The organism is Methylophaga pinxianii (assembly GCF_020447225.1).
GTDB lineage: Bacteria > Pseudomonadota > Gammaproteobacteria > Nitrosococcales > Methylophagaceae > Methylophaga > Methylophaga pinxianii.
Window position 1 is genome coordinate 15,046 of sequence record NZ_JAJAEO010000173.1, and the last position, 13,211, is coordinate 28,256.

Sequence of the window (13,211 nt, forward strand, 5' to 3'; positions counted from 1 at the left end):
ATATAGACCTACCCTTTGCATGGTCAACGACTATCTCGCTTAATTTATTTTAGGCAGAGGAAAATTGCAGATTTATGTATTGATGTAATGTGAAATTTTTATTTATGAAAGAATCCATTTTGGATTCTGGTTTTGCGCCAACTCAACCGTGAGTTTCTCCCGTAAAGAATATTAATTTTATCTCAATTACAGGGCTTATCCAGCCTTTAATGAATTATTGCGGCTCGGCAGTTCAAGCGATTTAGGTTGCAGATCAAATTTAAGACAATGTGCGTAATATAATTTTTTAAGTTCGGCTTCACCCGCCAGATTACCCGGTTCGTCACGATAACTATGGCTGCCATTCACCGCTGTTCCTTGCCATTTTTGTTCTATCTGTTGCCGTTCAGGCTGCTGTTTGAACCAGGCAATAAATGCATTCGCTTTTGCTAACAGACGGTAACTGGATGCCCAGGCATTCACCGCCATGGTGTAATAATAGGGCTGTGGAGCAATATTACCGGGCAGAATTTCAATTTTGCCATACCAGGGACTGGCAGGATTTTCGCAGGCCCAGTAATAGATAGGTAAATCCACACCAAACGCATCAACTACCCCATCCGCTAAACAATTATGAATTCGTGTCTGGTCTGAATAGGCGATTAAATTTTCTAACTGGGTTTTGCCACCTGGTTTGGTGTCATTACTACTCCAGCGAAGTCCTTTGTCTTCAAGCACTTGAAATGCGGCAGGATCGTTGATAATTCCCACCACTTTGCCATGCAGATCTTCAAGTCGACTGATATTGCTGTCACCTTTTCTTCTTGCCAGCACCCAATGCAGATAGGTATAAGCTTCTGAATAAGCGACGTTATCGTATTCAGCAGACGGCGGTAGAGCACTGATAACAATATCTGCCGGTGGCTCGCCATACTTTTTGCCTGCGGTGAGTAACTCTGTACACATATCCCAAGGCGCTTCAATAAACTCACACTCGACGCCCAGAAAACGAGCAAAGGCTTTAGCGTAATCTACATCCAGCCCTTTAAGTGGCTCACTTAGTTTTTCCCGAAACGATAAACCCACGAAATTGGGCTCAATGGCGACTCTGAGTTTGCCGCGTTGTAAAATATCGTCAAGCTGATCATGAGCTGCATCGGGGACCAGATATAGACGCTTCAACGTGCTATCCATTGCTTTGACCGCCAAGTCAATATTTGCTGCCTGAAGATCAATTTTTTCCAATCCTTTAGAGGTATCTTCAACAACTTCATTAATCATGGTGTTTTTACTGTGAATACGTTGCATAACACCATTGCTCAAACCGAGCGTTTCAAATATTACCGCTGTATTTTCCATCACCGCAGTTAATTGTTCACTGATTGAGTGAAAGAGCTCTGTTAATTGGCCAGTCGCTGATTGAATAACATCAACAAAACTGTTCAGCCTTTCTGCATTGGTTCGGCTGATGTTGTCGAGTTCGGCATTAACTTGCGTGAAATCGAGCTGTTTTGCTGCCTGTTGTGCCTGATCCATAGTCACCGCTGCCAGTCGGCGAACCTCATCAGCAACAACCGCAAATCCTCGACCGTGCTCCCCAGCCCGAGCGGCTTCAATTGCTGCATTCAACGCCAACATATTAACGCCTTTACCTATTTCCAGAATGCCATCCAGTACATCCGTGACGTTATGAGATTTTTCATTCAGAGTATTTGAAATCTGATCCATCGCTCGTCCAACGGCTGTATTAACATCTTTCACCTCGATATCAATTTGTGCTTGGAGGGCTCCTACCGTGGAGTTTGAACTGCTTAAGTAGGAATTAGCCTGTTTTAATTCCGTATCCAGCTTGACTGTCCGTTGGCCGATTTCAGATAGAAAGCTTTGTTGTGCTTCAAGTGCGCGAAAAATTTGCCGGGAAAGCTGTGCAGTTTGACTACTGATGAGCTGAATTGAGCGGTAAAAACGTTTTTCATCTTCCGAAAATTGCTTGGCAGGTTCCATCTGCTGTTCTGATATAGCCGACGGGGAGGTCTGGAGGATTTCCTGGGTATTGAATATTCTGTTCAACAATCTCATTGCTGATCCCATCTCATTGAGTTCAACGGGGATATGCAATTGTTAGTCCAGCACATACTTAACCTTCTAAGCATGCTGATAAAATGATTTAGTGAATTGTTTTTAAAAAGAAATAATACGTAAGTGGAGCGTGAGAACTTTTTGTTTCAGAACTTAGGTAAACACTATTGCACCAGAGTGAAACAGATCTTTCACTCATTCTGTGCAAATGAAATTATGTGCGATCGACGAAGCTTAGACGCCTATCTGCTTGATTAAACGTTTCAACTCATCAACATTGGAATAATCAAAAACCAGCTTACCTTTGCCATTAGCCCGGTGTTTGATACTAAACCCCTTGCCCAGTTTTTCTGATATACGTTGCTCAATTTTTTCGATTTCTTCCAGCGATGGCTGAGCCACCTCTTGCTTTTCTGCAGACGACGGTTTTAACAACCGGCGGATAAGCTGTTCTGTTTCCCGAACTGAGAGGCCCTTTTCCACTATTTGTAAGGCGGCTTCTGACTGGCTTGCACCCTCGAGGGCGAGTAATGTTCTTGCATGACCCATTTCCAGATCACAGTTTTCCAGCAATTTTTTTACGTCATCATTCAAATTACGCAGACGCAGTAAATTGGTAATCGTAGCGCGAGATTTGCCCACGGCCTCGGCAGTTTGCTGATGGGTTAATTCAAATTCTTCACGTAGCCGATGCAAGGCATTGGCCTCTTCCATCGGATTGAGGTTTTCGCGCTGGATGTTTTCAATCAGCGCCATCGCAATGGCATTACGGTCTGAAACATCTTTAATTAATACTGGAACACTTTCCAGCCCGGCCAGCTTGGAGGCCCGCCAACGGCGTTCACCGGCGATAATTTCGTAATGCCCACCTTCAATTGGTCTGACAACAATCGGTTGCACCAGACCTTGAGAGCGGATGGAGTCAGCAAGTTCTTCAAGGGATTCCTGAGACATATCCATGCGCGGCTGATATTTGCCGGGCTGAATCATATCCAGCGGGAAATGTTGCAAGCTGTCATTCAGGCTGTTTTCATCCTGATTGACGTCACCTAACAGTGCATCAAGTCCTCTGCCTAATCCTCTTTTCTTACTTACCATATTAGGAATACCTGTGTATTAGCTTGCTGTTGTTGCTTTTTTATCACGTCGCATCAATTCACTGGCTAAAGCCATATACGCAATTGAACCTCGTGAAGTTCGGTCATAATTTAACACAGGTAGACCATGGCTGGGCGCTTCAGCTAAACGAACATTACGTGGAATAATCGAATGAAAGACTTTGCCCTGGAAATGACTGATTAACTGGCGGGAAACCTGGTTGGCAAGATTGTTACGTGCATCAAACATGGTACGAACCATTCCGGTCACTTCCAGAGCCGGGTTGGCACGCTGTTTGACCCGCTCAATAGTTCGCAACAGAGAGGTCAGTCCTTCCAGAGCGTAATATTCACACTGAATCGGGATCAAAACCCCTTTGGAAGCCACCAGCGCGTTGACTGTTAACATACTTAACGATGGCGGACAGTCGATCAGAATAAAATCATACTTTTCTTTGCTGGATTCCAGTGCCAGCCGTAAGCGATGTTCGCGCAGCTTGATCTCCAATAGCTGCACTTCTGCTGCGGTCAAATCAGTATTGGTGGGCATGACATCAAAGGCCAAACCTTCCGGTCGAATGATGGCATCACTGGCTTTGGCTTCTGCCATAATGACTTCATAACTGCTGGTTTCGATGGCATCTTTATCAATGCCACAACCGGTAGTAGCGTTACCTTGCGGATCCAAATCAATCATCAACACTTTTTTGCCTGAGTCGGCAAGTGACGCTGCCAGATTCACTGTGGTGGTCGTTTTACCGACACCGCCCTTCTGATTGGTAACCGCAAATATATTTCCCACTGACGTTAATCCTTAATCAGTCTTACCAGATGCCTTTCAGCCTGATCTCCCGGGACATTAAGAGCAATTACATCCTTCAATGTAAAACCACTTCCAACAGCGGCCAACTCCTGTTCCGGGTATACGCCTTTCATTAAAACCAGGCTGCCCGCATCATCGCAGTGTCTCGCTGCTAAATCAATAATCTCGGCAATGGTAGCGAAAGCTCGAGCAGTAATTACGTCAAATTTTGGCAGGGTAACTTGTTCAACTCGGCCATGTACTACCGTGACATTATTCAATTTCAACTCGGCTTTCACTTGTTGTAAAAAACGTGTTTTTTTGATGTTGCTATCAAGCAGCGTCACGGCCATTTGCGGAAAACAGATCGCTAAAGGGATTCCCGGCAGGCCTGCGCCACTTCCAACATCCAGCAAGTTATTACACTGCAAATAGGGAATCAGCGACAGACTATCCATAATGTGTCTTGTCAGCATGGTTTGCGGATCACGCACGGAAGTCAGGTTATAAACCTTATTCCATTTATGCAGCAGGGCCAGATAGTCCAGTAATAGAGTATGTTGTTCTTCAGAAAGATCTAATTGCAGTTGGGCACAGCCCTGATCGAGCTGTGCCTTTAAATCGGTTCCCATCAGCTCGCTTCACTCCAGCCTGACCGTTTCAGATGAACCAGTAGCAACGAGACTGCAGCAGGTGTCACCCCGGAAATCCGGGCCGCCTGCCCCAAACTTTGCGGTTTGGCATTTTGTAATTTTTCTCTCACTTCATTGGATAAACCACGGACATTGTGGTAATCCAAATCGGCCGGCAATGTCGTACTTTCATTACGTTGCAGACGATTAACTTCATTTTGCTGGCGATTGATATAGCCTGCGTACTTCACCTGAATCATGACCTGCTCAGCCACATCGTCAGCAACCGACTGATCTTCGCCTAATAATGTCATCAACCCTTGATAATCGACGCTAGGACGACGTAATAATTCAATGGCCGTGCTGCTTTTGGCCAGGGGTTCACCGAGCACCGAAATAGCGCGTTGCTGATCAATTTTCTCTGGTGATACGCGAGTGGCATTCAAACGAGTATTTTCTTTATCAATAGCTTCCAGTTTTTCACTGAATACGGCCCAACGCTCATCATCGACAATACCTAACTGGCGACCAATTGGTGTCAGACGAGAATCAGCATTATCTTCACGTAACATCAAACGATATTCCGCCCGACTGGTAAACATACGATAAGGTTCTTTGGTACCGGAAGTAATCAAGTCATCAATTAAGACACCCATATAGGCTTCATCACGGCGTGGATACCAGGGCTCCAGCTCACGTGCTTGTAAACCGGCGTTTAGACCAGCGATCAACCCTTGAGCTGCTGCTTCTTCATAACCGGTTGTACCGTTGATCTGTCCGGCAAAGAACAGGCCCGGCATATGTTTGGTTTCCAGCCACGGTGTTAAATCACGTGGATCAAAAAAGTCATACTCGATGGCATAACCCGGTCGGGTAATATGGGCATTTTCCAGGCCTTTCATCGAACGCACAATTTCATACTGCACATCAAACGGCAAACTGGTGGAAATACCATTGGGGTAGACTTCGTTGCAGTTCAGGCCTTCAGGCTCAAGAAAGATCTGATGGGAAATCCGATCAGCAAAACGCACGACTTTGTCTTCAATTGAAGGACAATAACGTGGGCCAATACCTTCGATCTCGCCACTGTACATAGGTGAACGATCCAGATTGTTGCGAATCACCTCATGGGTTTTTTCATTGGTATGGGTGATATAACAGGAAATCTGTTTTGGATGATGTTCACGTTTACCCAAAAACGAAAAAACCGGGGTTGGATTGTCACCTGGTTGTTCGGCTAACTGTGAGAAATCAATACTGCTGGTCGCAATACGTGGTGGAGTACCGGTTTTTAACCGATCCACTCGGAAAGGTAATGCACGCAAGCGTTCTGCTAACGCCACAGAAGCCGGATCACCCGCACGTCCTCCTTGATGACGTTGCAAACCAATATGGATAACCCCACCCAGAAAAGTGCCAACAGTCAGTACCACAGCTTTGGCACCAAAACGTAATCCTGATTGGGTCACTACACCGGCAACACGATCATTTTCCACAATCAGATCATCAACGGCTTGCTGGAATAAAAAGAGATTCGGCTGTGATTCGAGTACTTCACGAATAGCCGCTTTATAGTGAATCCGATCAGCCTGGGCACGTGTTGCCCGGACCGCGGGTCCTTTGCTGGCATTAAGGATTCTGAACTGAATACCTGCACGATCAGCGGCTTTAGCCATGATGCCACCCAGCGCATCAATTTCCTTAACCAGATGGCCCTTACCAATACCACCGATGGCCGGGTTACAGCTCATCTGCCCTAAGGTTTCAATATTCTGAGTAAGTAAAAGTGTTTTTACGCCTTGGCGAGCTGCCGCTAACGCGGCTTCGGTGCCGGCATGGCCGCCGCCAACGACAATCACGTCATATTCATCTTGAAATTGCATAACTCACCCGCGATAAAACTTGTAAAAGATTGCGAATTTTAACATGTCAGTCACAATCTTTGCCTAATATTTCAATCATTTATGGCCAGTTTCGACAAACTGAACCATCCATAGCTTAATTAAAGCTTACTTCGGCAATTGGATAGCATTAACCATGATTGAAAAAAATACCGGTATCAAGCGATTGATGTTTGCTTTAGTTTATTCTTTACAAGGACTCTACGCCGGCATTCGCTATGAATCAGCTTTCCGGCAGGAATTCATCCTATTGTTATTACTCGGAGTCGTGAGCTTTTTTCTCGACGTCACCCCTGTTGAAAGACTGGCTATGATTGCCTCTCTGGTGGCTGTCTTAATTGTTGAAGCACTCAACTCGGCAATAGAATGTGTCGTTGATCGTGTCAGTACTGATGTACACAAACTATCTGGCCGAGCGAAAGATTATGGCTCTCTGGCGGTCTTAATGACGTTATTGCTCAGTGCGGCAACCTGGTTGATGATTTTGCTGGATTAGTTTTTTAATGACTATCAGCGCCATGATGTTTAAAACATCAAGTCTTTCGTTGATAAGCCCAAACAATCATAATCACCCCAGCAACGATCATTGGCACACATAACAATTGGCCCATTGTGAACCAATCAAAGGCGAGATAGCCATATTGCGGATCGGGCACCCTAAAGAACTCTGCAATAAAACGGAAACTTCCGTAGCCCAGTAAAAACAACCCTGACACCGCCGCCCGTGGACGTTTTTTTGCTGAGAACCACCAGAGAATGATAAATAACAGTAATCCCTCAAGCAGTGCTTGATAAAGTTGCGATGGATGGCGCGCTAACGGGCCACCGGTTGGAAATATCATCGCCCAGGGCACATCAGAAACTCTCCCCCATAACTCACCATTAATGAAATTCCCTATTCGACCAAAGAACAACCCCAATGGGACCAATGGCGCAACAAAATCACTGATTTCAAAAAATGATTTTCCGGATTTACGTCCAAATAATCCGATGGCTAACAAGACACCAATTAAACCACCATGGAACGACATCCCGCCTTGCCAGATTTTAAACAGACTCAAAGGATTGTTTATCACATTTGGTAAATCATAAAAGAGCGCATAACCAATTCTGCCCCCTAAGATCACGCCAATTGCGCCATAAAAAAGCAGATCTTCAACCTGCGATTTTTCCCAACCATGATCATTGGCCCTCCATCTGGCCAACATCCACGCAGCAACAAAGCCAAACAGGTACATCAGCCCGTACCAATGTATAGCGAATGGACCTAGCTCAAGGGCAACAGGATCAATCTGGGGGTAATTCATATTGTGCTCTCATATCAAATGTTGCAGGCATCATATCAAGCCAGCTATTAATCTTCATTAACAGAATTCTGCACCATTTTTGGGCGCGGCAAATTCTTTATCGCACCAAAATAACTCTTTTAAAATTGCAAACACAGCACAAAATCAACGTAACGCATTGAAAGAAATACGTTTTTGAAAACTGGCATATAACCTGCGTTAGTTGTGGCAGTCTGAATACACGGTGTTGTAAAAAATCAACGCATCGAATTCAACAAAGACTAAAACAATTCAAACGAGGAGATATAAATGAAATTCAAAACGCTCTCAGCAATGTGTCTTGCTGCTACATCAGTTTTCGCCGCTTCATCAGCAATGGCATGGGAAAGCGAAGACGGTGCACATTCAACCAGTGCAAATGTTGGCCTGTTCAGCGACTACTTATTCAGAGGTATTTCTTTTAGCGATGACAAACCTGCTATCCAAGGTGGTTTTGACTACGCACACTCATCTGGTCTTTATTTAGGTACATGGGCTTCTAATCTTTCTATCGACGATGAAACGAATATTGAAATTGATCTCTATGGCGGTTTTGCCAATGAGTTTGGTGAAAGTGGCATCGGCTATGATGTAGGTGTGGTTCGTTATATGTATCCAGGTACTGAAAATGACGAAGAACTGGACTATAACGAATATTATGGTGGTCTTTCTTACAGCTACTTCAGTGCTACCGTGTTTTATACCAGCGACTGGGGCAATACAGGCGAAGACGAAATCTACTACAAACTGGGCTTCGATTATGACCTGCCATATGGCTTAGCGTTATCAGCACATTATGGTTACACTGATTCAGATCGTAATGATGGTACCGATTTAAGTGATAGTTATAGTGATTACGGCATTGGTTTAACCAAAGGCTTTGCTGGTCTTGATTGGTCAGTTGGTTATTATGGAACAGACAGCGATGGTGAAGATTTTGCCGTCGCGGAGAGTAATGCAGATGATCGTTTCTTAATCAGTGTTAGCTCGTCATTCTAAACACCCCAAGCAGATGGCTCTGCTAAACAGAGCCATCTTTTCTAAAGAAGGAATACGCTTATGAAACAAGTTGTAGCTATTATCAAGCCGTTCAAGCTTGATGATGTCCGCGAATCACTCTCCGAAATCGGCGTACAAGGTTTAACGGTTTCTGAAGTAAAAGGATTTGGACGTCAAAAGGGTCATACTGAGTTATACAGGGGCGCGGAGTATGTTGTGGATTTCCTGCCAAAACTGAAACTGGAAATTGCAATTGATGACGGCATTGTAGAACAAGTTATCGAGGCTATCATCAAGGGTGCTAACACTGGCAAAATCGGTGATGGCAAAATCTTCGTTTACCCACTTGAGCAAGTGGTTCGGATTCGCACTGGCGAAACCGGCCCAGACGCTCTGTAAGCTTGAGGAGACATTAACATGGAATTAGGAAATCAAATCTTCCAACTCCAGTACGCCTTAGACACCTTTTACTTTTTAGTATGTGGTGCTCTGGTTATGTGGATGGCGGCTGGCTTCTCTATGCTTGAAGCGGGTCTGGTTCGTGCTAAAAATACCACTGAAATTCTGACCAAAAACGTTATGTTGTTTGCTATTGCCTGCACATCTTATCTGGTGGTTGGCTATGACATTATGTATGGCGGCGGTTTATTCTTATCCGGAATTGACGGCGGTGAAACATTAGTTGCTGATGCATTAGCGGCTTCTGCAGAAGAAGGCTTTGAAGGCGGCGCAGTTTACTCTGCAGCATCTGACTTCTTCTTTCAGGTCGTGTTTGTTGCTACGGCAATGTCTATCGTTTCAGGTGCCGTTGCTGAACGTATGAAACTGTGGGCTTTCGCAGCGTTTGCTGTTGTAATGACTGCATTCATCTATCCAATGGAAGGTTCTTGGACTTGGGGTGGTGCTGATGTATTTGGCATGTATAACCTGGGTGACCTTGGCTTCCTTGACTTTGCTGGTTCCGGTATCGTCCACATGGCAGGTGCTGCTGCAGCATTAGCCGGTGTTATCTTACTGGGTGCTCGTAAAGGCAAATATGGTCCTAACGGTGAAGTGCGCCCGATTCCTGGTGCAAACCTGCCATTAGCAACCTTAGGTACTTTCATCCTGTGGATGGGTTGGTTCGGCTTCAATGGCGGCTCTGTACTGAAATTAGGTGATATGGCCAGTGCTAATGCGGTTGCAATGGTGTTCCTGAACACAAACGCAGCGGCTGCAGGTGGCGTTATCGCGGCCTTGATCGTGGCCAAATTACTGTTTGGTAAAGCTGACTTAACCATGATTTTAAATGGTGCATTGGCGGGCTTGGTCGCAATTACTGCGGGTCCTGATACACCTACACCATTAATGGCTACCATTATCGGTGCCGTCGGTGGTGCGATTGTTGTATTCTCAATCGTGTTCATGGATAAAGTGAAAATTGATGATCCAGTTGGTGCTATCTCTGTGCATGGTGTCGTGGGTCTGTGGGGTCTGCTTGCAGTACCATTGACAAATGCTGATGCCAGCTTTTCAGCCCAAATCATCGGTGCCGTCACTATCTTTGTTTGGGTATTTGTTGCCAGCTTCATTGTCTGGGCATTACTGAAAATGATTATGGGTCTGCGTGTTACCGAAGAAGAAGAATACGAAGGTGTAGATTTAGTGGAATGTGGTATGGAAGCATACCCAGAGTTCACTAACTCTAACTAAGTTATTCTGCTAACTGAAACAAAAAGGGCAGGTTTTTACCTGCCCTTTTTTATGGCTGAAATTTCCAAGCCAACATACATTCTTTTCGTGCTTTCAAACATTATTGATGATACTGAGCACTCTCTGCGTGGACGGCATCAACCAGAGCAGCTACATGGTCAGGATTAATGGTTGGATGAATACCATGCCCCAAGTTGAATACATGTCCACTACCATGACCATAGGCTTTGAGAATTTCTTTTACCTCAGACTTTATCCGCTCGGGTTGTGCATATAACACACAGGGATCCATATTGCCTTGTAGAGCGACTTTGTCGCCAACCTGATGACGTGCCCATGAGATATCCGTGGTCCAGTCTAATCCCAGGGCATCGGCACCCACATCAGCCATATTACTTAACCATTGGCCACCGCCTTTGGTAAACAGCGTGACCGGAACGCGTCTTCCATCATTTTCTTTGGTTAAGCCGCTGATGATCTGCTGCATGTAGGCGAGAGAAAATGCTCTGTAGTTTGGCCCGCTGAGAGCACCACCCCAAGTATCAAAAATCATAAGAGCCTGAGCGCCAGCAGCAATTTGGGCATTCAAATAAGCTGTGACAGAGTTGGCCAGTACCGATAATAAATCATGCATGACATCTGGTGTATCAAACATCATGGCTTTGATTTTCGCAAAATCCTTACTTGAACCACCTTCTACCATGTAGCAAGCCAGTGTCCAAGGACTCCCGCTAAAACCAATTAATGGCACTTTGCCATCGATTTCTCTGCGGGTCAGCCGGATGGCATCCATCACATAACCCAGACTATCTTCCATATCCGGCACGCTAAGGTTGGCGACATCCGATGCGCTACGCACTGTTTTATGAAATTTTGGCCCTTCTCCGGAAACAAAATGCAGTCCCAGCCCCATCGCATCAGGGATGGTTAGAATATCGGAAAAAATAATCGATGCATCCAGATCATAACGACGCAGGGGTTGAAGCGTTACTTCACAGGCCAATTCCGGCGTGGTGCATAACGTCATAAAGTCACCGGCTTTTTCACGAACTTGACGATATTCGGGCAAATAACGCCCTGCCTGACGCATAATCCATATAGGTGTTTTATCAACTGGCTGTTTTAATAAAGCACGCAGATAACGATCATTTTTTAATTCGGACACCGGAGTACCTTTTTGTTGTTGATGGCAAATCCCAACCTCAGAAACAAAATCGCACTGAGAGGTCTACTCAAGCGAGTATGACCAACTCAGTGCGTTTAAATTGCCACGTGTTCAGATAAAAACTGGAAACTTAAACTTCCAGATAATCCAGAATACCTTCTGCTGCCTGACGTCCTTCCCAAACCGCGGTGACCACTAAATCAGAACCGCGAACCATATCGCCTCCAGCGAAAATTTTCGGATTCGTGGTTTGATAAGCGCAAGCTCCTTCCGCTGGGGCCACCACACGACCACCATCATCAATGCTGACATTGAATTTCTCAAACCATGGCGCTGGACTTGGACGGAAACCAAATGCAATAACAACAGCATCGGCAGGAATAATTTCTTCACTACCTGCGACCGGTTCTGGTCTTCGGCGACCACGCTCATCAGGTTCACCCAGTGCCGTGGTAACGACCTTAACACCAGTGACTTTATTGCCATCACCAACAATTTCAATTGGCTGGCGATTCCACATGAATTCAACCCCTTCTTCACGTGCATTGTTTACTTCACGACGTGAGCCGGGCATATTTTCTTCATCACGGCGATAGGCACAGATAACGCTAGTTGCACCCTGACGGATGGCGGTACGGTTACAATCCATTGCGGTGTCACCACCACCCAATACAACAACACGTTTACCCTCGAGTGACACAAAATCCTCGCATGGTAAATCGAGCAATTTTCGGTTATTTGCTACTAAATAAGGCAGGGCTTCATGAACCCCTTCCATTTCTTCGCCTGGAAAGCCCCCTTTCATATAGGTATATGTACCCATACCAAGGAAAACGGCATCATACTCATCAAGCAAAGATTGGAAATCAATGTCTTTACCCACGTCGATATTTAATCTGAACTCGACACCCATGCCTTCGAGGACTTCACGACGACGTTTAACGACCCTTTTTTCAAGTTTGAACTCCGGGATACCGAAAGTCATTAAACCACCGATTTCAGGATATCGGTCATACACCACAGGAGATACACCATTACGGACCAAGATATCGGCGGCGCCAAGCCCTGCGGGGCCAGCCCCAATGATAGCTACCCGTTTGCCTGTAGGCACAACATGAGATAGATCCGGGCGCCACCCTTGATCCAAGGCTGTATCAGCAATGTACTTCTCAACTGAACCGATCGTCACAGCGCCAAAACCATCGTTTAAGGTGCATGCCCCTTCGCATAATCGATCCTGAGGACAAACCCGTCCACAAATTTCCGGCAAAGTGTTTGTTTGATGAGCTAATTCAGCAGCTTGTTCCAGATTGCCTTCGCTAATGAGTTTTAGCCAGTTCGGAATATAGTTATGGACTGGACACTTCCACTCACAGTAAGGGTTACCACATTCCAAACAGCGATCAGACTGCTCAGCAGCACGGTCATCCTCAAAATCCCCATAGATTTCACCAAATTGCTGTTTACGAACGTTTGCATCCAGTTTTTTTGGGTCAACACGACCTACATCTAAAAATTGAAATGTATTTTTTTTCATCGT

12 protein-coding genes are annotated in these 13,211 nt (G+C 45.4%); 4 read left to right on the forward strand and 8 right to left on the reverse strand.

Features of this window, described 5'->3' with window-relative positions; genetic code table 11:
- Positions 1–195 precede the first annotated feature (195 nt).
- The 5 genes from LGT40_RS16365 to mnmG form a co-directional block, all read right to left on the reverse strand.
- Positions 196–2,058, reverse strand: a complete 1,863-nt coding sequence (locus LGT40_RS16365) for a methyl-accepting chemotaxis protein (RefSeq protein ID WP_285229316.1) — start codon at positions 2,056–2,058, stop codon at positions 196–198.
- Between the two features lie 234 nt (positions 2,059–2,292).
- Positions 2,293–3,156 (reverse strand): ParB/RepB/Spo0J family partition protein, encoded by an 864-nt coding sequence (locus LGT40_RS09055; protein WP_226075631.1) that lies wholly within the window; start codon positions 3,154–3,156, stop codon positions 2,293–2,295.
- Positions 3,157–3,174: 18 nt separating this feature from the next.
- The gene (locus LGT40_RS09060; RefSeq protein ID WP_226075635.1) at positions 3,175–3,957 is read right to left on the reverse strand and encodes a ParA family protein; all 783 of its coding nucleotides are present in this window, start codon (positions 3,955–3,957) and stop codon (positions 3,175–3,177) included.
- A gap of 5 nt (positions 3,958–3,962) precedes the next feature.
- Positions 3,963–4,589, reverse strand: coding sequence for a 16S rRNA (guanine(527)-N(7))-methyltransferase RsmG (gene rsmG / locus LGT40_RS09065; protein ID WP_226075638.1), 627 nt, complete (start codon positions 4,587–4,589; stop codon positions 3,963–3,965).
- Positions 4,589–6,472 (reverse strand): tRNA uridine-5-carboxymethylaminomethyl(34) synthesis enzyme MnmG, encoded by a 1,884-nt coding sequence (mnmG, locus tag LGT40_RS09070; protein WP_226075641.1) that lies wholly within the window; start codon positions 6,470–6,472, stop codon positions 4,589–4,591. Before mnmG ends, rsmG begins: the two co-directional genes overlap by 1 nt.
- 154 nt (positions 6,473–6,626) lie before the next feature.
- Here mnmG and LGT40_RS09075 point away from each other — a divergent pair, with 154 nt between their 5' ends.
- Complete coding sequence (locus LGT40_RS09075; RefSeq protein ID WP_226075645.1) at positions 6,627–6,986, forward strand: diacylglycerol kinase; 360 nt, start codon at positions 6,627–6,629, stop codon at positions 6,984–6,986.
- A gap of 37 nt (positions 6,987–7,023) precedes the next feature.
- Here LGT40_RS09075 and lgt read toward each other — a convergent pair whose 3' ends face one another.
- Positions 7,024–7,797 (reverse strand): prolipoprotein diacylglyceryl transferase, encoded by a 774-nt coding sequence (gene lgt, locus LGT40_RS09080; protein ID WP_226075649.1) that lies wholly within the window; start codon positions 7,795–7,797, stop codon positions 7,024–7,026.
- 288 nt (positions 7,798–8,085) lie between these two features.
- Here lgt and LGT40_RS09085 point away from each other — a divergent pair, with 288 nt between their 5' ends.
- The 3 genes from LGT40_RS09085 to LGT40_RS09095 are packed head-to-tail and all read left to right on the forward strand — an operon-like array spanning position 8,086 to position 10,506.
- Entirely contained in the window at positions 8,086–8,814 is a 729-nt protein-coding gene (locus LGT40_RS09085) for a TorF family putative porin (protein WP_226075653.1), read from the forward strand.
- 60 nt (positions 8,815–8,874) lie between these two features.
- A complete protein-coding gene (locus LGT40_RS09090) occupies positions 8,875–9,213 on the forward strand; it encodes a P-II family nitrogen regulator (RefSeq protein WP_226075668.1) in 339 nt (112 codons plus the stop codon).
- A gap of 18 nt (positions 9,214–9,231) precedes the next feature.
- Positions 9,232–10,506, forward strand: a complete 1,275-nt coding sequence (locus LGT40_RS09095) for an ammonium transporter (RefSeq protein ID WP_226075670.1) — start codon at positions 9,232–9,234, stop codon at positions 10,504–10,506.
- Between the two features lie 100 nt (positions 10,507–10,606).
- Here LGT40_RS09095 and hemE read toward each other — a convergent pair whose 3' ends face one another.
- Both hemE and LGT40_RS09105 read right to left on the reverse strand, forming a co-directional pair.
- Positions 10,607–11,671, reverse strand: coding sequence for a uroporphyrinogen decarboxylase (hemE, locus tag LGT40_RS09100; protein WP_226075671.1), 1,065 nt, complete (start codon positions 11,669–11,671; stop codon positions 10,607–10,609).
- 130 nt (positions 11,672–11,801) lie between these two features.
- Positions 11,802–13,208, reverse strand: a complete 1,407-nt coding sequence (locus LGT40_RS09105) for an FAD-dependent oxidoreductase (protein WP_226075672.1) — start codon at positions 13,206–13,208, stop codon at positions 11,802–11,804.
- Positions 13,209–13,211 lie beyond the last annotated feature (3 nt).

Excerpts from the sequence above, each read along its gene's own strand:
- LGT40_RS16365 (WP_285229316.1), bottom strand. The coding sequence starts at position 2,058 with ATGAGATTGTTGAACAGAATATTCAATACCCAGGAAATCCTCCAGACC.
- LGT40_RS09055 (WP_226075631.1), bottom strand. The coding sequence starts at position 3,156 with ATGGTAAGTAAGAAAAGAGGATTAGGCAGAGGACTTGATGCACTGTTA.
- rsmG (WP_226075638.1), bottom strand. The coding sequence starts at position 4,589 with ATGGGAACCGATTTAAAGGCACAGCTCGATCAGGGCTGTGCCCAACTG.
- mnmG (WP_226075641.1), bottom strand. The coding sequence starts at position 6,472 with ATGCAATTTCAAGATGAATATGACGTGATTGTCGTTGGCGGCGGCCAT.
- LGT40_RS09075 (WP_226075645.1), top strand. The coding sequence starts at position 6,627 with ATGATTGAAAAAAATACCGGTATCAAGCGATTGATGTTTGCTTTAGTT.
- lgt (WP_226075649.1), bottom strand. The coding sequence starts at position 7,797 with ATGAATTACCCCCAGATTGATCCTGTTGCCCTTGAGCTAGGTCCATTC.
- LGT40_RS09085 (WP_226075653.1), top strand. The coding sequence starts at position 8,086 with ATGAAATTCAAAACGCTCTCAGCAATGTGTCTTGCTGCTACATCAGTT.
- LGT40_RS09090 (WP_226075668.1), top strand. The coding sequence starts at position 8,875 with ATGAAACAAGTTGTAGCTATTATCAAGCCGTTCAAGCTTGATGATGTC.
- LGT40_RS09095 (WP_226075670.1), top strand. The coding sequence starts at position 9,232 with ATGGAATTAGGAAATCAAATCTTCCAACTCCAGTACGCCTTAGACACC.
- LGT40_RS09105 (WP_226075672.1), bottom strand. The coding sequence starts at position 13,208 with ATGAAAAAAAATACATTTCAATTTTTAGATGTAGGTCGTGTTGACCCA.